At 65.2% G+C, this 25,960-nt stretch carries 27 protein-coding genes; 16 read left to right on the forward strand and 11 right to left on the reverse strand.

The annotated features are described in order from the left end of the window. Nucleotides 1–35 precede the first annotated feature (35 nt). The 4 genes from ndk to G570_RS09795 form a co-directional block, all read right to left on the reverse strand. Nucleotides 36–458: a nucleoside-diphosphate kinase gene (gene ndk, locus G570_RS09785; protein ID WP_037501771.1), complete on the reverse strand. Its 423-nt coding sequence runs from the start codon at nt 456–458 to the stop codon at nt 36–38. Between the two features lie 71 nt (nt 459–529). After that, complete coding sequence (locus tag G570_RS09790) at nt 530–967, reverse strand: DNA polymerase III subunit chi (RefSeq protein WP_037501774.1); 438 nt, start codon at nt 965–967, stop codon at nt 530–532. Beyond that, entirely contained in the window at nt 964–1,122 is a 159-nt protein-coding gene (locus G570_RS13455) for a DUF2256 domain-containing protein (protein ID WP_084607657.1), read from the reverse strand. The genes G570_RS09790 and G570_RS13455 overlap by 4 nt, the downstream gene beginning before the upstream one ends. An 8-nt stretch (nt 1,123–1,130) precedes the next feature. Further along, on the reverse strand, nt 1,131–2,585 hold the full coding sequence (locus G570_RS09795) for a leucyl aminopeptidase (RefSeq protein WP_037501777.1): 1,455 nt from the start codon (nt 2,583–2,585) through the stop codon (nt 1,131–1,133). 160 nt (nt 2,586–2,745) lie between these two features. On the opposite strand from G570_RS09795, the gene G570_RS09800 reads away from it, so the two are divergent. The 4 genes from G570_RS09800 to rsmA all read left to right on the forward strand — a co-directional run bounded on the left by G570_RS09800 (nt 2,746) and on the right by rsmA (nt 8,234). Beyond that, nucleotides 2,746–4,965 carry an LPS-assembly protein LptD gene (locus G570_RS09800; protein ID WP_037501780.1) on the forward strand — a complete coding sequence of 740 codons (2,220 nt, stop codon included), beginning with the start codon at nt 2,746–2,748 and terminating at the stop codon, nt 4,963–4,965. A gap of 65 nt (nt 4,966–5,030) precedes the next feature. After that, nucleotides 5,031–6,395 carry a peptidylprolyl isomerase gene (locus G570_RS09805; protein ID WP_245600283.1) on the forward strand — a complete coding sequence of 455 codons (1,365 nt, stop codon included), beginning with the start codon at nt 5,031–5,033 and terminating at the stop codon, nt 6,393–6,395. 13 nt (nt 6,396–6,408) lie between these two features. Continuing rightward, on the forward strand, nt 6,409–7,413 hold the full coding sequence (gene pdxA / locus G570_RS09810; protein WP_037501786.1) for a 4-hydroxythreonine-4-phosphate dehydrogenase PdxA: 1,005 nt from the start codon (nt 6,409–6,411) through the stop codon (nt 7,411–7,413). Continuing rightward, nucleotides 7,410–8,234: a 16S rRNA (adenine(1518)-N(6)/adenine(1519)-N(6))-dimethyltransferase RsmA gene (rsmA, locus tag G570_RS09815; RefSeq protein ID WP_037501788.1), complete on the forward strand. Its 825-nt coding sequence runs from the start codon at nt 7,410–7,412 to the stop codon at nt 8,232–8,234. Before pdxA ends, rsmA begins: the two co-directional genes overlap by 4 nt. A 2-nt stretch (nt 8,235–8,236) precedes the next feature. On the opposite strand, the gene G570_RS09820 is transcribed toward rsmA, so the two are convergent. Genes G570_RS09820 through G570_RS09835 form a run of 4 tightly spaced genes read right to left on the reverse strand, consistent with a single transcriptional unit; the run spans nt 8,237 to nt 12,252 of the window. Beyond that, nucleotides 8,237–8,734, reverse strand: coding sequence for a tetratricopeptide repeat protein (locus tag G570_RS09820; protein WP_037501791.1), 498 nt, complete (start codon nt 8,732–8,734; stop codon nt 8,237–8,239). Nucleotides 8,735–8,759: 25 nt separating this feature from the next. Then, nucleotides 8,760–9,935 (reverse strand): RsmB/NOP family class I SAM-dependent RNA methyltransferase, encoded by a 1,176-nt coding sequence (locus G570_RS09825; protein ID WP_037501794.1) that lies wholly within the window; start codon nt 9,933–9,935, stop codon nt 8,760–8,762. A gap of 3 nt (nt 9,936–9,938) precedes the next feature. Then, nucleotides 9,939–11,414 (reverse strand): IMP dehydrogenase, encoded by a 1,476-nt coding sequence (gene guaB / locus G570_RS09830; protein WP_037501798.1) that lies wholly within the window; start codon nt 11,412–11,414, stop codon nt 9,939–9,941. A 37-nt stretch (nt 11,415–11,451) separates the two neighbouring features. Then, a complete protein-coding gene (locus G570_RS09835; RefSeq protein ID WP_037501801.1) occupies nt 11,452–12,252 on the reverse strand; it encodes an HpcH/HpaI aldolase/citrate lyase family protein in 801 nt (266 codons plus the stop codon). Nucleotides 12,253–12,317: 65 nt separating this feature from the next. Here G570_RS09835 and G570_RS09840 point away from each other — a divergent pair, with 65 nt between their 5' ends. The 4 genes from G570_RS09840 (at nt 12,318) to G570_RS13460 (ending at nt 16,088) form a co-directional block, all read left to right on the forward strand. Beyond that, entirely contained in the window at nt 12,318–13,271 is a 954-nt protein-coding gene (locus G570_RS09840; protein WP_037501804.1) for an SPFH domain-containing protein, read from the forward strand. 3 nt (nt 13,272–13,274) lie between these two features. Further along, a complete protein-coding gene (locus G570_RS09845) occupies nt 13,275–13,730 on the forward strand; it encodes an NfeD family protein (RefSeq protein WP_037501807.1) in 456 nt (151 codons plus the stop codon). 29 nt (nt 13,731–13,759) lie between these two features. Further along, on the forward strand, nt 13,760–15,592 hold the full coding sequence (locus G570_RS09850) for a DUF885 domain-containing protein (RefSeq protein ID WP_037501810.1): 1,833 nt from the start codon (nt 13,760–13,762) through the stop codon (nt 15,590–15,592). A 193-nt stretch (nt 15,593–15,785) separates the two neighbouring features. Continuing rightward, complete coding sequence (locus G570_RS13460; RefSeq protein WP_084607659.1) at nt 15,786–16,088, forward strand: DUF5076 domain-containing protein; 303 nt, start codon at nt 15,786–15,788, stop codon at nt 16,086–16,088. 198 nt (nt 16,089–16,286) lie between these two features. Here the strand turns inward: G570_RS13460 and G570_RS09855 are convergent, their stop codons facing one another. Beyond that, nucleotides 16,287–16,733 carry a hypothetical protein gene (locus tag G570_RS09855; protein WP_037501814.1) on the reverse strand — a complete coding sequence of 149 codons (447 nt, stop codon included), beginning with the start codon at nt 16,731–16,733 and terminating at the stop codon, nt 16,287–16,289. Nucleotides 16,734–16,786: 53 nt separating this feature from the next. Next, nucleotides 16,787–18,394: a phosphoenolpyruvate carboxykinase gene (locus tag G570_RS09860; RefSeq protein WP_037501816.1), complete on the reverse strand. Its 1,608-nt coding sequence runs from the start codon at nt 18,392–18,394 to the stop codon at nt 16,787–16,789. Nucleotides 18,395–18,560: 166 nt separating this feature from the next. Here G570_RS09860 and G570_RS09865 point away from each other — a divergent pair, with 166 nt between their 5' ends. From G570_RS09865 to G570_RS09900, 8 genes are read left to right on the forward strand one after another with little or no spacing between them, the layout of a single operon-like run. Beyond that, entirely contained in the window at nt 18,561–19,277 is a 717-nt protein-coding gene (locus G570_RS09865; RefSeq protein WP_037504068.1) for a response regulator transcription factor, read from the forward strand. Continuing rightward, nucleotides 19,246–20,817, forward strand: a complete 1,572-nt coding sequence (locus G570_RS09870) for a sensor histidine kinase (RefSeq protein WP_037501819.1) — start codon at nt 19,246–19,248, stop codon at nt 20,815–20,817. Before G570_RS09865 ends, G570_RS09870 begins: the two co-directional genes overlap by 32 nt. Continuing rightward, complete coding sequence (locus G570_RS09875) at nt 20,814–21,254, forward strand: HPr kinase/phosphorylase (RefSeq protein ID WP_037501822.1); 441 nt, start codon at nt 20,814–20,816, stop codon at nt 21,252–21,254. Before G570_RS09870 ends, G570_RS09875 begins: the two co-directional genes overlap by 4 nt. Continuing rightward, complete coding sequence (rapZ, locus tag G570_RS09880) at nt 21,254–22,189, forward strand: RNase adapter RapZ (protein WP_037501825.1); 936 nt, start codon at nt 21,254–21,256, stop codon at nt 22,187–22,189. The genes G570_RS09875 and rapZ overlap by 1 nt, the downstream gene beginning before the upstream one ends. Beyond that, the gene (locus G570_RS09885; protein ID WP_037501828.1) at nt 22,190–22,597 is read left to right on the forward strand and encodes a PTS sugar transporter subunit IIA; all 408 of its coding nucleotides are present in this window, start codon (nt 22,190–22,192) and stop codon (nt 22,595–22,597) included. After that, nucleotides 22,594–22,866, forward strand: coding sequence for an HPr family phosphocarrier protein (locus G570_RS09890; RefSeq protein WP_037501830.1), 273 nt, complete (start codon nt 22,594–22,596; stop codon nt 22,864–22,866). Before G570_RS09885 ends, G570_RS09890 begins: the two co-directional genes overlap by 4 nt. A 57-nt stretch (nt 22,867–22,923) precedes the next feature. After that, nucleotides 22,924–23,730, forward strand: a complete 807-nt coding sequence (locus tag G570_RS09895; RefSeq protein ID WP_037501833.1) for a TrmH family RNA methyltransferase — start codon at nt 22,924–22,926, stop codon at nt 23,728–23,730. Between the two features lie 23 nt (nt 23,731–23,753). After that, nucleotides 23,754–24,551 carry an META domain-containing protein gene (locus G570_RS09900; protein ID WP_037501836.1) on the forward strand — a complete coding sequence of 266 codons (798 nt, stop codon included), beginning with the start codon at nt 23,754–23,756 and terminating at the stop codon, nt 24,549–24,551. Here the strand turns inward: G570_RS09900 and G570_RS09905 are convergent. After that, the gene (locus tag G570_RS09905; protein ID WP_037501839.1) at nt 24,548–25,891 is read right to left on the reverse strand and encodes a DNA recombination protein RmuC; all 1,344 of its coding nucleotides are present in this window, start codon (nt 25,889–25,891) and stop codon (nt 24,548–24,550) included. The genes G570_RS09900 and G570_RS09905 overlap by 4 nt on opposite strands. Between the last annotated feature and the right edge of the window lie 69 nt (nt 25,892–25,960).

Here is a 25,960-nt window from a genome sequence, read left to right on the forward strand (position 1 = left end):
TCTCCCGGAATTTCCTCCCGGTGATTTGCGTAGGATTAACCTACGATCTCTTCAGGCTTGAAGAAATAAGCGATTTCGATCGCCGCATTCTCGTCGCTGTCCGACCCGTGGACGGTGTTTTCGCCGATCGACAGCGCGTGGGTCTTGCGGATGGTGCCTTCGGCGGCGTCGGCCGGGTTAGTGGCGCCCATGATGTCGCGGTTGCGGGCGACGGCGTCTTCGCCTTCGAGCACCTGCACGACGACCGGTTCGCTGATCATGAAGTCGACCAGCTCACCGAAGAAGGGACGCTCGCGGTGCACGGCGTAAAAGCCTTCGGCCTGTTCCTTGGTCATGTGGATGCGCTTCGACGCGACGACGCGCAGGCCGGCTTCTTCCAGCATCTTGGTGACCGCGCCGGTCAGGTTGCGGCGGGTGGCGTCGGGCTTGATGATCGAAAAGGTGCGGGTGACCGCCATGATGATGCTCCGAAATGTCAGGGTGAACTGTTGGCCGCGCCCCTAGCCGCGCCAGCCGATAAGCGCAAGGCTCACGCCTTTTTCACCCATTTGCCGCCGTCGAGCGCCCAGTAATTGCGCTCGACGCCTTCGCGCCCCGCGAGGAGCTTCCACGCCTGGCGTGCGCCTTCCAGTGTCGCTTCATCGAACAAGTAGAAGGCGCGGTCGAAATGGAGCGCCGCCTCTCGCCATTCGCCGTCGGCGATCAGCAGGTTGCGCGCGTCGTTAGGCGCGACCGTCGCGGTCGACAGCAGCACCGGCTGGGCCGCGTCATCGCTGCCGCCCGCCACGCCGTGCGGCAGGAAACTGGTCGGGTCCTGGTCCCATAATTGGCGGTCGAGCCGGGCCAGCGTCGCTTCGTCGTCCGCGACCACCAGCAACCGCTGGCCGTCGTCGAGCAGGCGCTGCGCGATGCGGGTGATGACGCCGTCGGGCGCCGCCGCGCCAAGCTGGTAGAAATCGACCCTCACGCCTCACCCTTCCCCTTGCCCGACCGTCGGCAGCGGTCCGAGCAATAGCGGACATTGTCCCAGTCGCGCTCCCACTTCTTGCGCCAGGCAAAAGAAAGCCCGCATGCGGCGCAGACCTTGGTGGGCAGGTCCGACTTGCGCCGCATGCGGGGCATGGGGTTGCTTACCGTTCGACGGTGTTGGCGATGTACTGGTCGAGCAGGCGCACGCCATAGCCGGTCGCGCCCTTGCCGTAGGTCGGCTTGTCCTTGTCGCCCCACGCCATGCCGGCAATGTCGAGGTGGGCCCAGGCGACGCCCTTGTCGACGAAGCGCTGGATGAACTGCGCCGCGGTGATCGACCCGGCTTCGCGCGGACCAATGTTCTTCATGTCGGCGATCGGCGAATCGATCAGGCGATCATAGGCTTCGCCCAGCGGCTGGCGCCACAGCTTGTCGCCGCTTTCATCGGCCGCCTTGAGCAGATTCTTGGCCAGCGTTTCGTCGTTGGCGAAGATGCCCGCATATTCATGGCCAAGCGTGATGACCATCGCGCCGGTCAGGGTCGCCAGGTCGATGATGATGTTCGGCTTGAACGTCGCCTGCGTCCAGGTGATAGCGTCGCACAGGACCAGCCGGCCTTCGGCGTCGGTGTTGAGCACTTCGATGGTCTGCCCGCTCATCGAAGTCACAACGTCGCCGGGGCGCTGCGCATTGCCGTCGGGCATGTTTTCGACGAGACCGCAGATACCGACGACATTGGCCTTGGCCTTGCGCGCGGCGAGCGCGAGCATCGCCCCCGACACCGCACCGGCGCCGCCCATGTCCCACTTCATCATTTCCATGCCGGGTCCGGGTTTCAGCGAGATGCCGCCAGTGTCGAAGGTCACGCCCTTACCGACGAAGGCGACCGGGGTCTCGCCCGGATTGCCGCCGTTCCACTTCATGACGAGCAGCTTTGGCTCGCGCACCGAACCCTGCGCGACGCCCAAGAGCGCACCCATGCCGAGCTTTGCCATTTCGGCCTGGCCCAGCACCTCGATTTCAAGGCCGGTGCCTTCGGCGTGCTTCTTCACGCGCTCGACGAAGGTTTCGGGGTAGATGATGTTGGCCGGCTCGGTGACCAGTTCCTTGGTCAGCTCGACGCCCTTCACGACCCCGGCGTAGCGCGCTTCAAAGCGTTCGGCCGCACCTTCGCCGCCGCCGACGATGGTAATTTCCTTCAGCGTCGGCTTCTGCTTGTCCTTCAGCTTGGTCCGGTAAACGTCATAGCGCCAGCTGCGCAGCGCGGCGGCAAATCCGACGCGTGCCGCCGCATCGGCATCGTAACCGAGGCCGGTGAGGTCGATCACCGCATGGCTTTCGCCCGACGTCTGGAGGCGTGCCGCAATCGCGCCGCCCAGCTTTTCGGCGGCATCCGCAGGCTTCGCGTCGGCCCCGGCCACCAGCAGCCGCGTCCCGGCAGCGAACGTTTCGACGATCGCGCTCGCTTCGCCCTCGAACCGTGAGCGGGCCAGCGCCTGTTCGACATCGGCCTTGGCGGCACCGAGGCCGGCAAGCGACTGACGATCCTTGCCCGGCACGACCAGGACCAGCGCATGATCACCCGCGGGACGGGCGGCGGCGAAGCTGATCTTCATGAAATACCCTTTGAAAAGACAGTGTGAGAAGCGATTGGCATCCCCCTTAGAAGCTGCGCGCGATCATGGCAAAGGGGCACATCGGCCCAAAGGCGGATTGCGGGTCCAAGCGCAAGGTGTATTAGGCGAGACGAACCAACACTTTCGACCGGGCGGGACGTTGCGCGCAGTTCGTACTTTCGGGATTTGTGTCACCGCGCTGCCGCTGGCCCTTGGCTGGGCCGCCGTGGCCGATGCGCAGCAGGCCGCTGCGACGGTCGCCACGCCTTCGGCGGACCCCGTCGTCGATTTTGCCGCCGACGAAGTGACCTACGACAGTGACACCGACGTCGTCACCGCCAATGGCGCGGTGCGCATGTCGCGCGACGGCAATTACCTGGCTGCCGACCAGGTGACCTGGGACCGAAAGTCGGGCGGCGTCGTGGCGACGGGCAACATCGTCGTCGTCAATCCGCAGGGCGACAAGCTGGTCGGCGACCGCATCGACCTCACCGACGACCTGAAGGACGGCACCATCCAGAACCTGCTGGTCGTCCTGAACAGCGGCGGCCGCATCGCGGCGGACAAAGGCGTTCGCAAGGGCACGGTCACGACGCTCGAAAATGCGGTCTACACCGCCTGCCCGGTGTGTAACGGCAAGAGCCCAAGCTGGAAGATCAGCGCCGTCCAGGTCAGCCAGGATTCGGCGACGGGACGGCTGAAGTTTCGCGGCGGCAGCATCAACATCCTCGGCCTCAAGCTGCCGCTCCTGCCGATCTTCTCGATCGGTGACGGATCGCAAAAAGGTGGCGTGACCGGTGCTCTGCTGCCCAGCCTGCGGCTCGACAGCAATAATGGTGTCGAATTGAGCGCACCCTATTACTGGCGCTTCGACCGCAACCGCGACCTGACCGTCACGCCCCACATTTACACGGCGACCCTGCCCGCGCTGGAGGCGCGCTGGCGCCACCTGACCGACAAGGGCGCCTACCAGCTGGGCGGCTTCATCACCTACGGCGATATCGAGGACAGCGACGTCCAGACGATTGCGTCCACCGCCAGCAAGAATCGCGGCTTCCGCGGATATTTCGAAGGTAACGGCCGTTTCCAGCTCGACCCCTATTGGTCGATTACCGGGTCCATGCGGCTAGCAACCGACAAGACCGTGGCGCGGCGTTACGACATCACGCGCGACGTCACGCTGCGCAACTTCGTCAACGTCGAACGGATCGATTTCGACAGCTATGTCTCGATCGCCGGCTGGGCGTTCCAGGGCTTGCGGTCGGAAGACGTCCAGCGCCAGATCCCGATCGCCCTGCCCGCAATCGACGCGCGGTTCCGCCTTTCAGACCCGATCGCAGGGGGCCGCCTGCAATTGCAGGTCAATAGCCTTGCGATCCTGCGCCGCGACGGTCAGGATACCCAGCGTGCCTTCGCCAGCGCCGAATGGAACCTGCGCAAGATCACCGGGCTTGGCCAGGAGCTTACGCTGACGGCCTTCGCCCGTGCCGACGCCTATCACACGCGGCAGGCCGAACTGACCGATGTCGCGGTCTATCGCGGCGAAAACGGCTGGCATTTCCGCACCATCGGCGCGCTTGCCGCCGACATGAAGTGGCCGTTGATCGGCGGGCTGTTCGGCGGCACCCAGCGACTGACGCCGCGCATCCAGCTGGTGCTGACGCCCGCCACCAAGAACCTGTCGATCCCCAACGAAGATGCGCGCGCGGTCGACCTTGAAGACAGCAACCTGTTCGCGCTCAACCGCTTCCCCGGATACGACCGATGGGAAGACGGTTCGCGGGTGACCTATGGCGTGGAATGGAATTTCGACCGGCCCAACTGGTCGGTGCAGGCCGTGGTCGGCCAAAGCTATCGCCTGACCCGCCGCGATTCGATTTTGCCCGACGGCACGGGGCTCAGCGACCGCTTCTCGGACATCGTCGGGCGAACCCGGATCCGCTTCGGCCGGTTCATCGACATCACGCACCGCTACCGCGTCGACAAGGACAATCTCGCCGTCCGCCGGAATGAACTCGACCTCACGATCGGCACCGACAAGACCTTCGCGCAGGTCGGCTACCTTCGACTCAACCGCGACATTTCGAACGCGATCGAGGATTTGCGCGACAAGGAAGAATTGCGGCTCGCGGGGCGCTGGCAGTTCCGCAAATATTGGTCGGTGTTCGGATCGACCGTCGTCGACCTCAGCGATGCGGCGGAAGACCCGCTCAGCCTGGCCGACGGCTACGAGCCGGTGCGCCATCGCTTGGGCGTCACCTACGAAGACGAATGCCTGGAGCTTGGCGTGGCGTGGAAGCGCGACTATGAACGGGTCGGGGCGTTCCGCAAGGGCAACACCTTTTCGATCACTTTCGGGTTGAAAGGGATCGGTCGCTAAGCTGGTGTTCAGCCAGCAATGCTAAGGACCCGATGGTTATTCTATTGGCGAACAAGGAAAAATTGGTGGCAGTGACGAAATCATTCTCTTCGGCGCGTTTCCTGCGTTCGGCCTCGCTCGTGGTGGGCGCGGCACTGGCATCTGCGGCCGTCGCACAGGGCGGCGCGGCTCCGCAGCCCGCCCCCAATTCCGCGGCGAACCTCAAGCTGCCGGAAAATCCGCAGCTGTTCGGCACGACCATGCCGTCGGTCGTCAAAGCCCGCGTCCTCGTCAATAACGAGGTGATCACGCAAACCGACGTCGATCAGCGCCTCGCCCTGATCGCCATTTCCAACGGCGGCGAAATTCCGGCCAATGAAATCGACGCGCTGCGTCAGCAGGTGCTGGCCAACCTGATCGACGAAACGCTGCAGATCCAGGCGGCCAAGGCCGAGGAAATCGAGATCAGCGATGCGGATATCGATCGCACGGTGCAGCGGGTTGCCGGCAATGTGAAGCAGACGCCGCAAGAGATGGCCGACTTCCTGAAGGCGCGCGGCAGCTCGATCCGTTCGATCCGTCGCCAGATCATGGGCGAAACCGCGTGGCGCCGGCTGCAGTCGAAAAAGATCGAAAGCGGCGTCAACGTCGGCGAAGAGGAAGTGAAGTCGATCATCGACAAGCTCAACGCGTCGAAGGGTTCGACCGAATATCGCGTCGGCGAAATCTTCCTTTCGTCGACCACCGCCAACGAACAGACGGCGCAGCAAAATGCCGCGCGCATCTTCCAGGCGCTGCAGCAGGGTGGCTCGTTCGTCGGCTATGCACGCCAATATTCGGAAGCGTCGACCGCTGCCGTTGGCGGCGACCTTGGCTGGGTTCGCCCGGAGCAGCTTCCCCAGGAACTGGCGAGTGCGATCGTGACGATGCAGCCGGGGCAATTGACCCCGCCGATCAAGGTTCCTGGCGGCTATTCGATCATCGCGGTCCAGGACAGCCGCAAGATCCTCACGCCCGATCCGCGCGACGCCGTCCTGTCGCTGAAGCAGGTGTCGATCAGCTTGCCAAAGGGTGCGACTCGCACCCAGGCGGAGCCGATCCTGGCCCGCTTCTCGACCAGCGTCGAGAACATCGGCGGCTGCGGCGGCGCGGAAAAACTGGCCTCGGATTTTGGCGGCGAAGTTGTTTCGTCCGACCAGGTGAAGATGCGCGACCTTCCCCCTGCCCTTCAGCAGATGATGGCGAACATGCAGGTCGGTCAGGCGACCCGTCCGTTCGGGTCGATCGAAGAAGGCGTTCGCACGCTGGTGCTTTGCGGGCGCGATGTAAGCGACCCGACGGCGCCGACGTACGAGCAGGTGATGAACCAGGTTACCGAAGAGCGCGTCAACATGCGCGCGCGCCGGTACCTCCGCGACCTTCGCCGCGACGCAATCATCGAGTTCCGCTAGGATTATCGGTCCGATGCGGCCGATACCGAGACCATTGGCGGTTTCCCTGGGCGATCCTGCTGGGATCGGTCCGGAGGTCGTCGGAAAGTGCTGGGACAATCGCGACCGGTTCGCCCTGCCGCCGTTCGTCGCGGTAGGCGATCCGCGCAGCCTGTCGGCGGTGTGGGACGGCCCCATCGCGACCATCGACGATCCCTCGGAAGCAGATAGCGCCTTCGACGTCGGCCTGCCGATCCTGCAGATTCCTGCGGCTGACGCGGACATGCCGGGTCGACCGTCGACGGCGGGCGCGCATTGCTCGCTGGATTCGCTCGAACTTGCGGTTGGGCTCGCCCGTTCCGGTTCGGCGTCGGCGGTAGTGACCGGACCGGTGTCGAAGGTCCAGCTATACCAGATCGGCTTCAGCCATCCCGGCCAGACAGAATTCGTCGCGGAACGCTGCGGCATCGACCCCGGCAATGTCGCGATGATGCTGGCCGGGCCGACCCTGCGCTGCGTGCCGGTGACGACCCACATTCCGCTCAACCGGGTTGCAGCGGCCCTCAGCAGCTCACTGATCGAGGCGCGGGGACGGACGACCCTTCGCGGCCTGCAGCGCAATTTTGGGATCGAAGACCCGGTGCTGGCCGTTTCGGGCCTCAATCCGCACGCCGGTGAAGGCGGCGCACTGGGACGCGAGGAAATTGACTTGGTCCAGCCGGCGATCGACGCTCTTCGCGCCGAGGGCTGGCGTATCACCGGTCCGCATCCCGCCGACAGCATGTTCCACCCGTCCGCGCGCAGCCGCTACGACGCGGCGCTATGCATGTATCATGACCAGGCGCTGATCCCGCTGAAGGCGCTGCATTTCGACGAAGGCGTCAACATGACGCTGGGCCTGCCGATCGTCCGCACGGCCCCCGATCATGGCACCGCGTTCGACATTGCCGGACAGGACGCAGCCGATCCACGCGCCATGGCGGCCGCCATTCGCATGGCTGCCACGGCCGCCGAAACGCGCCTGTTCGCCGCCGCATGAGCCAGCCGCCGGAGCCGCTGCGCGACGTTATCGCCCGTCACGGCTTGCAGGCGACCAAGGCACTCGGACAGAATTTCATCCTCGATCGCCAGCTGCTGTCGCGGATTGCCGCGATTCCCGGGATCGGCGACGGCGACCGGGTCTACGAGGTGGGACCGGGGCCAGGCGGCCTGACCCGCGCCATCCTCGACACCGGCGCGTCGCTGGTCGCGGTCGAGCGCGACCGCCGCTGCCTCCCTGCGCTGGCGGAACTGGAAGCAGAATCTGACGGCCGTCTGAAGGTCATTTCGGGCGACGCGCTCGACGTCGACGAAAAGGCCGAGATCGGCCGTGGCGGGCATATCGTCGCCAACCTGCCCTATAACGTCGGCACGCTGCTATTGCTGCGCTGGCTGGCGGGTGACTGGCCGCCCTTCTGGTCATCGCTGACGCTGATGTTCCAGCGCGAGGTGGCCGAACGGATCGTCGCCAAGCCGAACAGCGAACATTACGGCCGGCTGTCGGTTGCCGCGCAGTGGCGTGCGACCCCGCGGATCGCCATGGCGGTTCACCGCAGTGCCTTCACCCCGCCGCCCAAGGTCGCCTCGGCGATCGTGCACATCGTTCCCGCGCCGCAGCCCGACGGCGTCAACCCTCAGGTCCTCGAAACGGTCACTGCCGCCGCATTTGGTCAGCGGCGCAAGATGCTGCGATCAAGTCTTAAGTCCGTTCCCGGCGCACTCGACGCGCTGAACACCCTTGGGATCGACGCCGAACGCCGGGCCGAAACCTTGTCCGTCGACGAATTTGTCGCCCTTGCCCGCGCGCTAAGCCGGGACTGAGCTCAGTTCTTCTTCGGTGTGTCGCTCGGCTTGGCCGCGGCCATGGCCGGGCCGCGCGTGATCGCGGCGTTGAGGCTTGCAGCCTGCGGGCACGCCGCGTTTGCGCACAGCTTCTGGATCTTGGCCAGATTGTCCTTGGCCCGGGCGGTGGCGCCGGCTTCGACCATCGCTTCACCCTGGACGGACAGTGCATCGCGATCGGTCGGCTCAAGCAGCAGCGCCTTGTTGGTCAGCCGGATGGCCTGGCCGAACAGCTTCTGCTTCATCGCGACCTTGGCCATGGCGATGAAGGCGGCGCGGTTCTTGGGATCGACCGCCAGCGCGGTTTCCAGCGCGTCGTCGGCTTCCACATACTTGCCTTGCGAGAGCAGGGTTTCGCCCTGTTTCAGCAACTGGACCGAACGCGGCGCGATCTGGTCGTCGGGGCGTTGTCCGACGCCGGCCACGGACAGGGTCGACGCGGCAAGGCCGAGGCAAAGGAAGACAGGCGTAAGGCGCATCAATATCTCCAAACTTCGCGCGGCTCTAGCATGGCTTGGTGAGCCGCGCGACGAAAAAGCCGTCGGTACCGTCGTGCCCGGGGGTCAGCAGCCTGCCCGGTCCGTCGGCCCTTCCGCCTTCGAAGCCGACATCCTGCACCGACCAAGATGAATGGCGTCCTAAGAAATCTTCTGCCTGTCCGGCCCCTTCGCGGCGCAGGATCGAGCAGGTGGCATAAACGAGCGCGCCGCCCGGCTTGACCAGTGGCGCGGCGATATCGAGCAGTCGCGACTGGATGGCGGCGACGCGGTCGAGCCGCTCCGGCGTCAGTCGCCAGCGGCCTTCCGGATTGCGGCGCCAGGTACCCGACCCGCTGCACGGCGCGTCGACCAGCACGACATCGCATCGGCCATTGAGATCTGCGAGTTGTTCGGCCTCCCGCCCGCCATCCATGAGGCGGGTTTCGATGACCGCCCCCGCCCGCTCGGCACGGGGCGCGAGCTGCGAAAGGCGCGGGCGGCTGGTGTCGGTGGCGATAATGCCCGCGCCGGGGGACGCGGCGGCGATGGCGAGCGCCTTGCCCCCCGCGCCAGCACACAAATCGAGTATGAGGTCGCCGACCTTGCCGAGCGCGGCGAGCGCGATCAGCTGGCTGCCCTCGTCCTGGACTTCGACCAGGCCGGTTTCGAACAGCTCATGATCGTCGATCCGCGTGTCGGGCGGCAGACGCAGTCCCCAAGGGCTTAACCGAGTGAGCTCGGCGCCCGCGATTTCCCCTGCCGCTGCCTCACGACTGGTTCGCGCGATGTTGACGCGAAGGTCGAGCGGCGCGCGATCGAGCAAGGCCGCCCATTCGTCGGCTGCGACCAGCGGTGACAGTTCGGACTCAACCCATGACGGAAGCAACCGCGCCGCCGTCGGGACATCTCCATCGATTGCGGCCGGCCCATGCGACGATCCGTCGAAGCGCTCCGCTAGCTCTGCATCGTCCTGCGAAAGCCCGACCATCGCCGACCGCCCGTTCGCCGGGCGGTCGCCCGAACGACGGATGGCGCGATAGACGAGCTCGCGCACCGCACGTCGGTCCTTCGACCCCGCATAGCGGCGCGTCTTGAAATAACGCTGGACGATCGCGTCCGCGGGTGGACCATCGTCGCGCGCCGAGGCGATGACCTCGTCGAGAATCTCGATCGCCGCCTGAGCCCTCGCCGAGGGGGTCATGGCTTAGCGCGTCGGATAATTGGGCGCCTCGCGCGTGATCGCCACGTCGTGGACATGGCTTTCGCTGAGGCCCGCATTGGTGATGCGGACGAAGCGGGCGCGCTGCTGAAGCTCCTGAATCGTCGTCGAGCCGGTGTAGCCCATCGCCGCCTTCACCCCGCCGACCAACTGGTGAACGATGTCGCGGACATGACCCTTGTAAGGGACCTGGCCTTCGATGCCTTCGGGGACGAGCTTGAGCTGGTCCTTGATGTCCTGCTGGAAATAGCGGTCGGCCGAGCCGCGCGCCATCGCGCCGACGCTGCCCATGCCGCGATAGCTTTTGTAGGCGCGGCCTTGGTAGAGGAAGGTTTCGCCCGGCGCTTCCTCGGTCCCGGCGAGCAGCGAACCGACCATGACCGTCGACGCGCCCGCCGCGATCGCCTTGGCGATATCGCCAGACGTGCGGATCCCGCCGTCGGCGATGACCGGCACGCCCTTTTTCGCGGCCGCATTGGACGCGGCCATGATGGCGCTCAATTGCGGCACGCCGACGCCTGCGACGATGCGGGTGGTGCAGATCGACCCCGGGCCGATGCCGACCTTGATCGCGTCGGCGCCCGCGTCAGCCAGTGCTTCGGCGGCGGTGGCGGTCGCGACATTGCCGGCGACGACCTGGACCGCGTTGGACAGCTTCTTGACCCGTTCGACCTGCGCCGCGACCTCCTTGTTGTGGCCGTGCGCAGTGTCGATGACGATGCAGTCGCAGCCCGCGTCGATCAGCGCTTCGGCGCGCTCAAAGCCCTTGTCGCCCACGGTCGAGGCGGCGGCGACGCGCAGGCGCCCCTGGTCGTCCTTGGTGGCGTTGGGGCTGGCGACCGCCTTTTCAATATCCTTGACGGTGATCAGGCCGACGCAATGATGCGCGTCGTCGACCACCAGCAGTTTTTCGATCCGCCGCTGGTGCAGCAGGCGACGTGCCTCTTCCTGCCCCGTGCCGAGCGGCACGGTGGCGAGATTCTCGCTGGTCATCAGCTCGCGCACCGGCTGGCGCGGGTTTTCGGCGAAGCGGACGTCACGGTTGGTCAGGATCCCGACCAGTCGGCCCGAATTTTCGACCACCGGAATGCCGCTGATCCGGTTGGACTTCATCAGGTCGAGCGCTTCGGCCAGCGTCTGGTCGGGCGTCATGGTAATCGGGTTGACAACCATGCCGCTTTCGAACCGCTTGACGGCGCGAACCGCGGCGGCCTGTTCCTCGACCGTCAGGTTGCGGTGGAGGACACCGATGCCGCCCAGCTGGGCCAGCGCAATCGCCATGTCGGCTTCGGTCACCGTGTCCATCGCCGCGCTCAAGAGCGGGATGTTCAGCGGGATCGCCTTGGTCAGCAGGGTGCGGGTGTCGGCACCGCTCGGCAGCACGCTCGATTCAAGCGGCTGGAGCAGGACATCGTCGAAGGTGAGCCCGAGGGGGATTTCGTCGTGGAGAAGGTCGGCCATGCGCGCCTTTGGCAGGGTCGGCGCGATTCGCCAACCCCTAGCCGTGCCGTGCCAGCAGTCGCCGAGCCGCCTCGACGTGCATCCGCTCGATCATCTCGCCTTCGAAGCGCTCGGCCCCACCCGTGGCGGCGTCGACCAGCCGGCGCGCGCGGTCGAGCTCGGCAGAACTCGGCGCCCAGACGGCGTGAACCGGCGTGATCTGGCCCGGGTGGATCAGCGACTTGCCGTCGAAGCCCAGCGCCCTGCCCTCCTTCGCCTCGGCCGAAAGACCGTCGAGATCGTCGAGCCTGTTCCAGACGCCGTCGATCACCGGAACGCCTGCCGCCCGCGCGGCCAGCACGCTCATCTGCAGGGCCGCCGCAATCGGCGAACGATCAGCACCGAACTCGATGCCGATGTCGGCGCGCAAGTCGTTCGTGCCGACGATCAGCATGTCGGCAACCCTCGCGATGAACGGCGCTTCCAGCACCGCCGCCGCTTTCTCGATCATCGCCGCCACCGGCTTGCCGGTCCCACGCTTCAACGCCGCGACCTCCTCGGCGTTGAGCACGGCGGGGATGACCACCAGGTCGCAGTTCGACGCCGCTACGGCCTCGGCATCGGCCTGGTGCCATTCGGTCCGGCTGCCGTTGACGCGGATCGCGACCGGCATCGGCCAATCGCTTGCCACCGCATCGACCGCCGCAGCCCGGGCCGCCTCCTTGTCCTCCGGCTTCACCGCATCTTCGAGGTCGAGCACGACGAGGTCGGCATCGCTCGCACGCGCCTTGTCGATCGCGCTCGGATTGCTGGCGGGAAGGAACAGCACCGCCCGTCTATCGAAAAGCGACAGCGTCATACCGATTTTCCTTCCCCTTGCCGTTCCGGCTTTGCATCATGCCCCGCAGTGAAGGGGGATGTCGAATGACCGAATTTCTGGCCGGCCTTGTATTTCTTGTCCTGCTGATCGTGATGATGAGCGTCAAGATCGTGCGGCAGGGTTATCGCTACACCATCGAACGGTTCGGCAAGTTCGTGCGGGTCGCGGATCCCGGGCTCAACCTCGTCACGCCCTTCGTCTATCGGGTCGGTCACAAGATCAACATGATGGAGCAGGTGCTCGACATTCCGGGGCAGGAAATCATCACCAAGGACAATGCCATGGTGGCGGTCGACGGGGTGGTCTTCTTCCAGGTGCTCGACGCCGCCAAGGCCGCCTATGAGGTAAGCGACCTTTATTCGGCGATCATGGCGCTCTCGACCACCAACCTGCGTACCGTCATGGGCTCGATGGATCTCGACGAGACGCTGTCGAAGCGCGACGAGATCAACGCGCGGCTGCTCGCGGTGGTCGACCAGGCGACCGAGGCATGGGGCGTCAAGGTCACCCGCGTCGAATTGAAGGACATTCGCCCGCCGCGCGACATCAGCGACGCCATGGCCCGCCAGATGAAGGCGGAACGCGAAAAGCGCGCCGCGATCCTCGAAAGCGAAGGCATGCGCCAGTCGGAAATCCTCCGTGCAGAGGGGGAGAAGCAGGCCAAGATCCTGCAGGCCGAGGGCCTGAAGGAAGCCGCCTTCCGCGAAGCCGAGGCGCGCGAACGCGCCGCCATGGCCGAAGCCAACGCGACCAAGTCGGTCAGCGACGCGATCGAAGGCGGCAGCACGCAGGCGATCAACTACTTCATCGCCCAGAAATATGTCGAAGCGCTCGGCAAGTTCGCGACCTCGCCCAACGCCAAGACCATCCTGTTCCCGGTCGAAGCGACACAGCTGATCGGCACGCTCGGCGGGATCGGCGAGTTGGCCAAGGAAGTCCTGAACAAGGATGCCCCCACCCCCAAGGTGATCAAGTCGACCCCAAAGGCGGGCGAATAGGGAATGGGATTCGACCTCCACGACGGCTGGATTTGGGGCATCGTCGGCCTCGCACTGCTGATCGCGGAAATCGCCGCGCCGGGGTTCTTCCTGATTTTCCTTGGCGTCGCCGCCATCGCGACCGGGCTGTTCACCCTGCTGTTCGACCTCGGCCTTGCGCCGCAGTTGGTGCTGTTCGTCATTTACACCGCGCTCGCCATCCTCGCTGGCAAGCGCTGGTATGCCGAGCCCGGCCATCACGACCAGTCGATCAAGCTCAACGACCCTGCCCGCCGGTTGGTCGGCAAGGTGGTGACCGTGGTCGATCCGGTCGATGACCATGGCGGCCGCGTGAAGGTCGGCGACAGCGAATGGAGCGCGCGCGGCGGACCCGCCGCGGCCGGGGAGCGCGTGACGGTCCATGCCGTCGATGGAAATTGCCTGATCGTCGAGCGCGTCACCGCGCTGCCGTCGAACTAGCCGGGAGAGTGAATGTGCAGACCAATGTGATGACGCGCCGGCAGGCGCTGGGTGCCCTTTCGGTCGGGGTCGCGACCGTGGCGCTGCCGGGTTGCGCGGCGAACCTTGCCGCAGGGCCGTTGGCGTGGAGCGACGTCTCGGTCGGCGCGCTGCTCGATACCATTGCAAACAATCTACTGCGCCTCTCGCCCGAAAGTGCGACCGGCCTCGCGCTCGACATCGGCGCCAATGCCGACCTTCGCTCGAAACTGGCAGACCGCAGCCAGGCTGGGCAGGACCAAGTCGCCGCCACCCTCCGCAGCGACCTTGCCTCGATCGAGGCGATCGACCCCGCACCCCTGTCCCATTCGGTCCGCACCAGCGTCGAGGTCGTCAAATCGGCCTACCGCACCAGCCTGGAAGGGTTCGCCCTGCCTTATGGCGACGTCGCGGTCGGCAGCTGGCGCAACACGCCCTATGTCGTAATCCAGAACGTCGGCGCCTATCTCGACACGCCGCGCTTCCTCGACAGCGATCATCCGATCAAGACCGCGGCCGATGCAGAGGCCTATCTCGCCCGCCTCGACAGCCTCGCCGTCCAGCTTGGCGGAGAGCTTGGCCGCATCCAGGACGCACGGGGCAAGGGCCTCATCCCGCCCGCCTTCCTGCTCGACAAGGCGGACAAGCAGATCACCGCATCGCTGAAGGGCGCGATGGACGGCGGCGGTCTAGTCGAAAGCCTCGTCCGCCGTACCAAGGCGGCCGGGATTGCCAGCGATTGGGAGGCGCGCGCCTCGGCCATCGTCAAAGGCAAGATCGCGCCCGCGCTTGAGGCGCAGACCGCCGAACTTCGCCTCCAGCGCCGCAGCGCCACCAACGATGCCGGCATGTGGGCGCGGCCCGGCGGCGACGCCTTTTACGCCTGGGCGCTCAAGGCTTCGACCACCACGACCATGTCGCCGGACGAAATCCACCGGATGGGCCGCGAACAGCTTGCCGAGCTCCAGTCGCGGATGGACGTGATCCTGCGCAAGATCGGCTACACCAGCGGCTCGGTCGGGGAACGGATGAACGCGCTCGCCAAGGACCCGCGCTACAAGTTCAGCGAAGGCGATGCCGGGCGAGCCGAGATCATGGCCTATATCCAGACTTACCTAGCCCGCTGGCGCGGCCTGACGCCCAAGGCGTTCAACACGCTGGTGCCCGGCCATCTGGAGGTGAAGCGCCTGCCGCCCGAGGAAGAGCCCGGCGCACCCGGCGCCTATGGCGGCGCGGGGTCGCCCGACGGATCGATCCCCGGCAAGTTCTGGATCAACCTGCGCACCACCGACCTGCACAGCAAGTACAGCCTGCCCGATCTTGCCGCGCACGAAGCGATCCCGGGCCATGTCTGGCAGGGCGAATATGCCAACCGCCTGCCGCTGATCCGCACGCTGCTGTCGTTCAACGCCTATAGCGAAGGCTGGGCGCTCTACGCCGAACAGCTGATGGAAGAGCTTGGCGGCTACGACGATTTCGAAGTCGGCAAGCTCGGCTATCTCCAGTCGCTCGCCTTCCGCGCCTGCCGCCTGGTCGTCGACACCGGCCTCCACGCCAAGCGCTGGACCCGCGAACAGGGCGTTGCCTTCTTCGTCGAGCAGAACGGCTCCAACCCGCTCGAAGTCGCCTCCGAAGTAGACCGCTACTGCAGCTGGCCGGGCCAGGCCTGCGGCTACAAGGTCGGCCACAGCGAAATCAACCGCCAGCGCGACAAGGCGATCGCCGCGCTCGGTGCGCGCTACGACCTCAGGGCGTTCGACGACGCGGTGGTCCGCGGCGGCAACGTCCCGATGGATGTGCTGGCCAAGAATGTGGACGAGTATATCGCAAGCAGCCGCGGATAGCGTAAGCGGAGCGCAGCGAGCGTCGCTATCCAAGAGACTGCGAGCGCGGCCAGCCTGTGCGGCCCCGCCGCGACAGGACTGACGTCATGGGATTTACTCCCGTGACGGCGCTGGCGCGAATGTCTGCTTTCGACCCGTTGCGGTCATTAGGATTGGCCATCAGAACGGCGGTTGAACTGACGGAAAGCGATCCATGAAGGAACTAACGATCCCGCCCGCCGCGCAAACTGACGACGAAAGCTGGGAGCTACTCCGAGCGTGGGTGGCGGACAAAGGACTGCATTGCTCATTGACGGTCGGCGTTTATGAAGCCGAGGGTATTCCTGAAGAGCAAGCCTGGGGAACAATATTGGCCGAGGCCGCGCGCCATATCGCGGATGGCCTGTCATCGCTCGGCTTGCGGGACAGCGGAACGGCATTGAGCGAAATACGCCGCAACTTTGAGGCCGAATTGGATAAGCCGACGTCCAAATGGTCAGGAAGCTTAGTCCAATAGCTAACGTCCGCTTTCCACCCATAGCGGACGTTTAGCTTTTCGCTGTCCTACAGCACCCCCTCCATGCCACCCTCCCGGCTCGGCTCTTTGACCCTGTAGGATTCGCGTTCGCGCACTGCGCCACGGCCACCCGAACGCCATTTTCTTAAGTTCACGCAAACCGCCCAAAAAGACGCATTACGGGCGCAAATAGTGAACTTACGGCAGCGCAGCCACGTCCGGTTCCACCCAACCCCGCCGCGCTTCCACGCTGAACAACCGCTCGCGACTCCAGAACCTCAACGGCCAGTCGCGCTTGCCCATTGGGGAGTGCAGCAGCTCGTTGACCAGCTCGTGCAGCGGTTCGGTGCGGTCGGCTTCGCGCAGGAACAGGCGGATACCGGCGAGATAGGCCTTGGTGATGGTGTCGTGGTAGCCCTGGGTATCGTCGTTTACCCCGCCGACGCTTTCATTGTAGCGGCGGATGAGGCCGGGCAGTTCGGTGTCGAGGTCGACCTCAGGATGCTTCAGCAACAGATAGGTAGTGGCGGCTAGGTGCGCCTCATGCGTCCATTCCGTCTTGGGCAGGTCGGCATGGAGCAGCCCCTCGCCCACGCGGGCGACAGCTTCGTCGGTTTCGAAATGGCGTACGGGATAGTCGGTCATGTTGGATCGGGCTTTCTTGTGGGAAGCGCCCGATCCGTCAATGACCGGGCAATTCAGGCGTTAGCGGCCACTTGGGGACCGGCTTGTCGCACCCCCTCGTCCACATGCGGTGCGAACTCGGCGAAATTTTCGACGAACAGGTCGACCAGCTTGGCCGCCGTGGCGTCATATTCGGCCTTGTCCGCCCAGGTTTCGCGCGGGTCGAGGATGCTGTTGTCGACGCCCGGCACCGCGACCGGCACTTCGAAGCCGAAGTTCGGGTCCTTGCGGAATGCGACATCGTTCAGGCTGCCGTCGAGCGCGGCATTCAGCAGCGCGCGGGTTTCCTTGATCGGCATGCGCTTGCCGACGCCGTACTTGCCGCCGGTCCAGCCGGTGTTGACCAGCCAGCACTGCGCGCCGCCGTCGGCGATCCGCTTCTTGAGCAGATTGCCATAGACGCTCGGCGGGCGCGGCATGAAGGCGGCGCCGAAGCAGGTCGAGAAGGTCGCCGTCGGTTCAGTCACGCCGATTTCGGTGCCCGCAACCTTGGCGGTGTAACCCGAGAGGAAGTGGTACATCGCCTGGTCGGGCGTGAGGCGCGAGATGGGCGGCAGCACGCCGAACGCGTCGGCGGTCAGGAAGATGATCGTCGACGGCGGCGGGCCGAGGTTGTCATCGCTCGTGTTCGGGATGAACTCGATCGGATAGGCGCCGCGGGTGTTCTCGGTCTTGCTGGCGTCGGTGAAGTCGAGGTCGCGCGTCACCGGATCCATCGCGACATTCTCGAGGATCGTGCCGAACATCTTGGTGGTCGCGTAGATCTCTGGCTCGCCCTCGGCGCTGAGGTTGATCATCTTGGCGTAGCAGCCGCCTTCGAAGTTGAAGACCGCCGTGTCCGACCAGCCATGCTCGTCGTCGCCGATGAGGGTGCGGCTGGCGTCGGCCGACAGCGTCGTCTTGCCGGTGCCCGACAGGCCGAAGAAGATCGCGCTCTTGCCGTCCTTGCCGATGTTGGCGCTGCAGTGCATCGGCATGACGCCCTGCGCGGGCAGCAGGAAGTTCAAGAGGCCAAACACGCCCTTCTTCATCTCGCCCGAATATTCGGTGTTGCCGATCAGGATCATCTTTTCGGTGAAGTTGACCGCGATCACCGTGTCGCTGCGACAGCCGTGACGGGTCGGATCGGCCTTGAAGCTGGGCAGGTTGATGATGGTGTATTCGGGGACATAGCCCGCCAGTTCGCTCTCGTCCGGACGGACCAGCAGCGTGCGCACGAACAGGTTGTGCCACGCCATCTGGTTGATGACGCGGACGTTGACGCGATATTCCGGCTGGCTGCCGCCGTAGAGGTCGGCGACGTAGAGTTCGTCCTGGCCCTTCAGTTCAGCAAGGAAGTCGGCCTTCAGGGTTGCCCAATGTTCCGGGCTCATTTCCTGGTTGATCGGGCCCCAGTTGATCGTGCTTTCGGTAGTCGCATCGCGGACGACGAACTTGTCCTTGACGCTGCGACCCGTGAACTTGCCGGTGTCGACCAGCAGCGCGCCGTCCTTGGTCAGCTGCCCTTCGCCGCGGCGCACCGCATCCTCGACCAGCGGAGCCGTGGTGAGGTTCCAGTGGATCTTGGCACCGGTTTCAATTCCCTGTGCGCCCAACTGATGCGCGGGAATACGCTCGCTCACATTGATTCTCCCGAATTTTGAACGACCTAGGCCTTGTTTCGACCCATCGCCGCATACGTATGCGAAGGGCCTATACAGGGGGGCATGGCAACCGTCAAAGCGGCTCGTCGCACCCTTGTTTCTCTCGCCACGCATGGGTATCGCAGGCATGCATGAGGGAGCGGGCATGAGCCATGTGATCGCGCTCGTCGACGACGACCGCAACATCCTGACATCCGTGTCGATCGCCCTTCAGGCCGAGGGTTTCCTGACGCGCGTCTACACCGACGGCCTGACCGCGCTGAAGGCGTTTGGCGACAACCCGCCCGACCTTGGCGTGTTCGACATCAAGATGCCGCAGATGGACGGGATGGAGCTGCTGCGCAGGGTCCGCGAGACCAGCGCCATGCCGGTGATCTTCCTGACGTCGAAGGACGATGAGCTCGATGAAGCGCTCGGGCTCGCGATGGGTGCCGACGACTATATTTCCAAGCCCTTTTCCCAGCGATTGCTGATCGCCCGCATCCGCGCCCTGCTGCGCCGTCAGGAGCTGGCCAGCGGCAACGGCCCGTCTGCAGCCGGCGACGACAACGAGCAAAGCCGGCTGATCGAACGCGGTCGACTGGTCATGGATCCGGCACGTCACAAGGTGATCTGGGACGGAAAGGACGTGACCCTGACGGTCACCGAATTCCTGATCCTTGAGGCGCTGGCCCAGCGCCCGGGTGTCGTCAAATCCCGCAACCAGCTGCTGGATGTCGCCTATCAGGACGACGTCTATGTCGACGACCGGACCATCGACAGCCACATCAAGCGCATCCGGCGCAAATTCCGCGGAGCAGACCCTGAATTCGATGCAATCGAAACCCTTTATGGCGTCGGATACAAATTCGGTGAGGAGTGACGAAGCGGACCTTGCCCTGACCTGGTCGGGGCGCTGGACGCTGACCCACCGCATTCTTGCGGTGAACGTCATGACGATCGCGCTCGTCGCGCTGTCGATCGCCTATCTCGATCGATACCGTAACCGCCTGGAAAAGGAACGGGTGCACAGGGTCGAGGCCATTGCCGATATGGCGTCGACCGCCGCCGGGCGGCTGAAGTCCGCCGACCGTGGCGCACTGATTGCGGCCTTTTCCAAGCGTAACGGCAGTCGCATTAGGATTTACGGCGCAGACGGACGGCTGCTCAGCGACAGTTGGTCCGCGACCGGACCCACCTACCAGCTGCGCGATCCCGAGACCCAGCGGTGGCAAAAGGACGCGGCCCGTGCACTGGACCGGGCATTCGATGCGCTGGTGGGCGAAAAAACCCCGGACATGTTCGTCGAACCACAGGTCGACCGGGCACAGGCCTGGCCTGAGGTGGTCGCGGCCCGGACGGACGGGCTGACCAGCCAGGTTCGGGTCGCCCCCGAACTGACCCCCGTCTTTTCCGCTGCGGCGCCGATCGGCGACGGGTCGACCCTGTTCGTGACCGACAATGACCGCAGCTTCACAGCGAATGTGCGCAAGCAGCGGCGCAACCTTGGACTTGCACTGCTGATGATCGCGGGGCTGTCCGCCCTGCTGTCGCTGTTCCTTGCCCGCACGATTGCCCGGCCGCTGCGGCGCATCGCAGAAGCGGCCCACCGGGTCCGGCTCGGCCGCGCCCGCGAGGTCCGCGTGCCGCGGCTCCCCTCGCGTCAGGACGAGATCGGCCTGCTCGCGCGGTCGGTCAGCGACATGACCCATTCGTTGCGCAACCGCATCGACAATATCGAGGCCTTCGCAGCCGACGTGACGCACGAGCTGAAGAACCCGCTCGCTTCGCTTCGCAGCGCCGTCGACAGCCTGGAACGCGTCGACCAGCCGGAGCTGAAGGCGCAGCTGATCGACGTCGTCCGGCAGGACGTGCTGCGGCTCGACCGGCTGATCGGCGACATCGGCGAAGCGGCGCGTACCGATGCCGAACTGGCCCGCGCCAGTTTCGTGCCGGTCGATCTTGGCGACCTGATCGGCCAGCTGGTCAATGCGTGGGAAACCCGCCGTGAAACCGGCAATGTTCGCATCGCCTTTGCCCGCCCGCGCAAGGGCAGCGCGATCGTCATGGGGGAACCGGGGCGACTGGCCCGTGCGATCGACAATATCATCGACAATGCCGTCAGCTTTTCGCCGCCCGACGGGCTGGTCGAAGTGGTGGCGACCCATGTCGGCGACGAAATCCGCATTCGCATCGACGACGAGGGGCCCGGCGTTCCCAAGGAGCTTCGCGAAGCCATCTTCAACCGTTTCCACTCGGTCCGTCCAGATGCCAGCAGCTTCGGACGCCACTCCGGCCTGGGCCTCGCGATCGCCCGCGCGATTGTCGAGGGGCATGACGGCCAGATCGACGTCGCCGACCGCGACGACGCGCCGTCCGGCGCCCGCTTCACCATCACGCTGAAGGCGGCGGACCGCAAATGAGCAGCGATCGCCTGAGCAGCGAGAACGTCCACGCCACCACGGTCGCCAAGAATGGGCGCGCGGTGCTGATCAGCGGACCCTCGGGAAGCGGGAAATCGGACCTTGCGCTCCGCCTGTTCGATCGGGGTTTCCAGCTGGTCAGCGACGACCGCACGCTGCTTCGCAAGGACGGCGCGCGACTGGTGGCGAGCGCACCCCCGACGATCGAGGGTCGATTGGAAGTTCGCGGCATCGGCATCGTCGACGTCGACCATCTGTCCGAAGCGGTCGTCGCGCTGGTGGTGGAATTGTCCCGCGATATCGATCGCCTGCCCGAACAAGGCGCCCAACGCACGATCCGGGGGGTCAGCGTCCCGGTGGTCGCCATCGATGCCCAGACCGCGTCTGCGGCCGCGAAAGTCGAGCTCGCACTCGATCGCAGAGGCCTTGCACTCTGATGCCTCGCGCGCGGCCGTCTCTACCTCGCCTGTTGCTGGTCACCGGCATGTCCGGGGCCGGCAAGTCGACGGTGCTCGATGCCCTGGAGGACATGGGCTGGGACTGCGTCGACAATTTGCCGACCGCGCTGCTCAACGATTTCGTGCATGGTGAACGTGAAGCGCGGCAGAAGATGCCGGTCGCGGTCGGGATGGACGTTCGCAGTCGTGGATTCGATCCCGCCGCCCTGCCCGACCTGCTGAAGTCGGTCGAGGGCGTGACCCCGGAAATCCTTTACCTGGACTGTTCGGGCGCCGAATTGATGCGCCGCTATGACGAGACCCGGCGCCGTCACCCGCTCGCCCCCGATCGCCCTGCCGAAGACGGCATCGCCCGCGAACGCGGCGCGACCGCGCAGCTACGCCAGATCGCAGACACGGTGCTCGATACGACCGACCTTAAGCCCGCCGACCTGCGCGACGAACTCAGCCGCCGATATGGCGGTGAGGTCGACCAGCCGGTGGTGACGATCAGTAGTTTCGGCTTTGCCCGCGGCGTATCTCGCACCGCTGACCTGGTGTTCGACATGCGCTTCATCGCCAATCCCCACTGGGTGGACGATCTGCGCCCGCAGACAGGCCTCGATGCGCCGGTGCAGCGCTATGTCCAGGCCGACCCCGGCTGGACGCCGACGATGGAACAGATCGAGACCCTTCTATCCGATTTGATTCCCCGCTATTGGGCCGCCGGCAAAAGCTATCTGACGGTTGCATTCGGCTGCACCGGGGGTCGCCACCGGTCGGTGGCGGCAGCGGTCGAAATGGCGAAGAGGTTGCACGGAGCGGGTTTTTCCCCGATTATCCGTCACCGTGACCTTGCGTCGCCGCCGAGTGATACAGTTGAAGAGCTACCCGCTGGACTGGGGCGTGCGGGCGGAGATGAAGCGGGTGTGTGAATGATCGGATTGGTATTGGTGACTCATGGCCGACTCGCGGCCGAGTTCATCACCGCAATGGAGCATGTCGTCGGTCCCCAAGAGGCGATCGAGGGCATTTGCATCGACGCTGACGACGATATGGAAATGCGCCGCAAAGACATTGCGGAGGCGATCGGCCGCGTCGATCAGGGCAAGGGCGTCATCATCCTCACCGACCTGTTCGGCGGCACCCCGTCGAACCTGGCGATCAGCCTGATGAAGAGCGAAAATGTTGAGGTCATTGCCGGCGTCAACCTGCCGATGCTGATCCGCCTCGAAGGCGCGCGCAAGGCGATGACCGTTCGCGCCGCCGTCGCCGCCGCGCGGGAAGCGGGCCGCAAATATATCTCCGTCGCCTCCGAAATCCTCGGCGAGGCCGCTGCTTGAGCGGCTGTTCGAAGACCATCCTGATTACCAACCGTCGCGGGCTTCACGCCCGTGCGAGCGCCAAGTTCGTCAACGCGGTCGCCGCGATGCCGGCCAAGGTCGAGGTCGAAAAGGACGGCAACCGCGTCACCGGCACGTCGATTATGGGCCTGATGATGCTGGGCGCAGCGATGGGCGACACCATCACCATCCATTGCGACGGCGAGGGCTGCGCCGAAGCGCTCGAGCAGCTCGCCGCCATGGTCGAGGACAAATTCGGGGAAGATTGACCGGCGCAGACAAGCCGGGGGCTTGCCGAGCAGGGCAATCGCGACGAAGGAGCGTCAATGCCCCGCCAGATCACCAGCTTTTCCAACGATACCGTCAAACGCATCCGCGGCCTTCGCGACAAGAAGGTGCGCAAGGCCGAAGGCATGTTCCTGGCCGAAGGGCTGCGGATCATCGCCGAGGCACGCGATTGCGGGGTGCTGCCGATCGTCATCGCCTATGCCACGCAGCCCGGCGGCCCGCATCCGCTGGCGCAAGAGATCATCGCCGAGGCTGAAGCCAGGGGCGCCGACATCATCGAGACGACCCCCGACATTTTGTCGAAGATGAGCGGCAAGGATAATCCGCAGGCGATCCTCGGCGTCTATCGCCAGCCCGACACCGCGCTGTCGGCCATCGACCGGTCGTCGTCGCCGCTGTGGCTGGTCGCGCAGTCGTTGCGCGATCCGGGCAATATCGGCACCATCCTGCGCACCGGCGATGCGACCGCGGCGGGCGGGCTGATCCTGATCGACGACCACGCCGACCCCTTTTCGGTCGAAGCGGTGCGCGCATCGATGGGCGCGATCTTCACCCAGAAGGTCGCGACCGTGCGCTGGGACGAATTCGTCGCTTGGCTGCGCGAGGGTCCGGGTCAGTTGGTGGGGACCAGCCTCAACACGACGTCCGATTATCTCGATGCACGGTACGAACAGCCCTGCTTCCTGCTGGTCGGCAATGAAAGTCAGGGGCTGCCGGCCGAATATGAGGCGGAATGCGACCTGCTGGTGAAAATGCCGATGCTAGGCCGCGCCGACAGCCTAAATGCCGCCGTCGCCTGCGCCGTCATGGCCTACCAGATCCGCGCGAGTTGGCGGAACAACTGACTTTTTGAGCCGTTTTTTGCGGCATGAAAACGATCCTCGCGCTCGCCCCGCTCGCCGTCGCCCTTACCGCCTGTGTGGGCTATCCCGGCCGCTACGAATATCCGCAGGGACCTCAGGATTATCCGCCGCAGGGTCCGTACCAGCCCGCCCCCACCGGTCCGTACCAGCCGGCCGGCGACTATCGCGCCGTCGGGACCGAGCCCTTCTGGGACCTCAACATCGGCCGCGACTTGGTCTTCACCGATCGCGGCAACAATGTCGAAGTCCGGCAGCCGACCCCGCCGGTCCAGACCGGCTTTGCGGGCGAAATGTATAACACCCAGCGTATCCGCGTGAACATCGTCCACGCCGAATGCAGCGACGGGATGAGCGATCGCCGTTTCCCCGACCGGGTGCAGGTATGGGTCGACGGGCGCCAGTACAACGGCTGCGGCGCGCCGACGGGCTTTTACACGTCGGTCAACGAGCGCGGCGACCCGATCGCGCCCCTGCCGAGCGGCCCGGTGCCGCAGCTTAGCCAGACCAACTGGCGGGTGGTCGCGATCAACGGCCGCCAAACGCCGCAGCGCGACTTTTACCTGAACTTCCAGCCCGACCGCATCGGCGCCAAGTTCGGATGCAACACGCTGGGTGCCGGCTACAGCCAGAACGGCAATATGCTGACCGCGGGCGCGGTAATGGCGACGCGCATGGCCTGCCCGGACATGAGCTTCGAGGACGCCGGATCGCGGGTCATGGCGCTACCGATGACCATTAGCGCGAACGGCCCTCGGCTCACGCTGAGCAATGCCAACGGATCGATCGACCTCGTCCGCAGCTAAGCGGCGGCGTCATCCTCGTTGGCGCTGGGTTTTGGCGCGGCCAGCTTGGTGAGCGGGCGCGGGGCGGTTTCGACCATCGGCGGCGACGGCATGTCCTTCGCGCTGCCTGCGCCTAAGCCCTCGAAGCGTTTGGCCTGGGTCAGAACCTGGCTTTCGAAGCTGCCGACCATCTGGTTGTAAGCCGAATTGGCGGTGGCGAGGTTCTTGCCGACCTTCTCCATATGCTGCGCCATCGTCGCAAGGCGCGAGTGTAATTCCTTGCCAAGGCTGGCAATTTCGTCTGCGGCTTCGTTGAGCTTTTCTTGCCGCCATACACTGGCGACCGTACGTGCGATGGCGACGAGGTTGGTCGGGGTCGCCAGCAGCACCTTGCGTTCGAATGCCCACTCCCAAAGCAGATGATCCTGCTCCAGCGCGGCGGTCAGGAAATGCTCGCCCGGGATGAACATGACCACATAATCGGCCGCGTCGTCGAATTGCGACCAGTAGGATTTGGACCCCAATTGCTGGGCATGGTTGCGCATCGACGCGACATGGGCGCGAAGGTGGCCGGCGCGCCGTTCGTCATCAACCTCTTCCGATGCGTCGAGGAAGGCGTTCAATGAGCATTTGGCATCGATCACCAGCTTACGCCCGCCCGGCAGGTTGACGATGACGTCCGGCCGCAGCCGCCCGTCGTCGGTCGTTACGCTCACCTCGGTCTGGAAATCCGAATATTCCACCAGTCCAGCCTGTTCGAGCACATTGCGAAGGCTCTGCTCGCCCCAGCGCCCGCGCGCCTTGGGCGAAGAGCGTAGCGCATTGACCAGATTGCGGGTCTCGTCGCGCACCCGCCCCTGCCCTTCGCGTACCTGTTCGACTACTGCGCGAAGCCCCGCATAATGGTCGACGCGTTCCTTCTCGACCCGCTGCAGGCCCTCTTCATATCGCTTCAACGTCGTTTCGACCGGAGCCAATAGCTCTTTCAGTTTGGTCTCGCTCTGCTTGTCCGCTGCCGTGAACTTCTCGTTCGCCTTGTCGAGAAAGTCCTTCTGCGCCTTCTGAAGCAGCTGGTCACCGACCTCGCGCATCTGCGCGATCAAGGCGTCCTTCGATTCCGCCAGATCCTTCATCCGCGCTTCGAAGTTGCGCGCATCGGCCTGGAGCGTCGCCAGCTCGCGCGCCGCAACGTCGCCCGTCGAGCGGGCCTCGTCGCGTTCCTTCACCACCGCGTCGAGTTGCATACGCAGCGACTCCGCCATCGCCTTGCCCTGTTCGCCCCCACGCGCACCCAAGAGCCAGCCGATCGCGGCTCCAAGGCCCAGCGCCACCAGCCCGACGATGATTAACGACGCGTCCAACCTTGCCTCCCATACGCGGAACGAAAAGCGAACCTACGCGGCTTTATCCGGCTGCTCAAGCGGCAAATC

It is taken from the genome of Sphingomonas jaspsi DSM 18422 (assembly GCF_000585415.1).
Taxonomy (GTDB): domain Bacteria; phylum Pseudomonadota; class Alphaproteobacteria; order Sphingomonadales; family Sphingomonadaceae; genus Sphingomicrobium; species Sphingomicrobium jaspsi.

Excerpts from the sequence above, each read along its gene's own strand:
- G570_RS09900 (WP_037501836.1), top strand. The coding sequence starts at position 23,754 with ATGAAAACGATCCTCGCGCTCGCCCCGCTCGCCGTCGCCCTTACCGCC.
- G570_RS13460 (WP_084607659.1), top strand. The coding sequence starts at position 15,786 with ATGAAGGAACTAACGATCCCGCCCGCCGCGCAAACTGACGACGAAAGC.
- rsmA (WP_037501788.1), top strand. The coding sequence starts at position 7,410 with ATGAGCCAGCCGCCGGAGCCGCTGCGCGACGTTATCGCCCGTCACGGC.
- G570_RS09895 (WP_037501833.1), top strand. The coding sequence starts at position 22,924 with ATGCCCCGCCAGATCACCAGCTTTTCCAACGATACCGTCAAACGCATC.
- G570_RS09885 (WP_037501828.1), top strand. The coding sequence starts at position 22,190 with ATGATCGGATTGGTATTGGTGACTCATGGCCGACTCGCGGCCGAGTTC.
- G570_RS09865 (WP_037504068.1), top strand. The coding sequence starts at position 18,561 with ATGAGCCATGTGATCGCGCTCGTCGACGACGACCGCAACATCCTGACA.
- G570_RS09845 (WP_037501807.1), top strand. The coding sequence starts at position 13,275 with ATGGGATTCGACCTCCACGACGGCTGGATTTGGGGCATCGTCGGCCTC.
- G570_RS09840 (WP_037501804.1), top strand. The coding sequence starts at position 12,318 with ATGACCGAATTTCTGGCCGGCCTTGTATTTCTTGTCCTGCTGATCGTG.
- G570_RS09820 (WP_037501791.1), bottom strand. The coding sequence starts at position 8,734 with ATGCGCCTTACGCCTGTCTTCCTTTGCCTCGGCCTTGCCGCGTCGACC.
- G570_RS09835 (WP_037501801.1), bottom strand. The coding sequence starts at position 12,252 with ATGACGCTGTCGCTTTTCGATAGACGGGCGGTGCTGTTCCTTCCCGCC.
- guaB (WP_037501798.1), bottom strand. The coding sequence starts at position 11,414 with ATGGCCGACCTTCTCCACGACGAAATCCCCCTCGGGCTCACCTTCGAC.
- pdxA (WP_037501786.1), top strand. The coding sequence starts at position 6,409 with ATGCGGCCGATACCGAGACCATTGGCGGTTTCCCTGGGCGATCCTGCT.
- G570_RS13455 (WP_084607657.1), bottom strand. The coding sequence starts at position 1,122 with ATGCCCCGCATGCGGCGCAAGTCGGACCTGCCCACCAAGGTCTGCGCC.
- G570_RS09825 (WP_037501794.1), bottom strand. The coding sequence starts at position 9,935 with ATGACCCCCTCGGCGAGGGCTCAGGCGGCGATCGAGATTCTCGACGAG.
- G570_RS09795 (WP_037501777.1), bottom strand. The coding sequence starts at position 2,585 with ATGAAGATCAGCTTCGCCGCCGCCCGTCCCGCGGGTGATCATGCGCTG.
- ndk (WP_037501771.1), bottom strand. The coding sequence starts at position 458 with ATGGCGGTCACCCGCACCTTTTCGATCATCAAGCCCGACGCCACCCGC.
- G570_RS09870 (WP_037501819.1), top strand. The coding sequence starts at position 19,246 with ATGGCGTCGGATACAAATTCGGTGAGGAGTGACGAAGCGGACCTTGCC.
- G570_RS09875 (WP_037501822.1), top strand. The coding sequence starts at position 20,814 with ATGAGCAGCGATCGCCTGAGCAGCGAGAACGTCCACGCCACCACGGTC.
- rapZ (WP_037501825.1), top strand. The coding sequence starts at position 21,254 with ATGCCTCGCGCGCGGCCGTCTCTACCTCGCCTGTTGCTGGTCACCGGC.
- G570_RS09850 (WP_037501810.1), top strand. The coding sequence starts at position 13,760 with ATGACGCGCCGGCAGGCGCTGGGTGCCCTTTCGGTCGGGGTCGCGACC.
- G570_RS09855 (WP_037501814.1), bottom strand. The coding sequence starts at position 16,733 with ATGACCGACTATCCCGTACGCCATTTCGAAACCGACGAAGCTGTCGCC.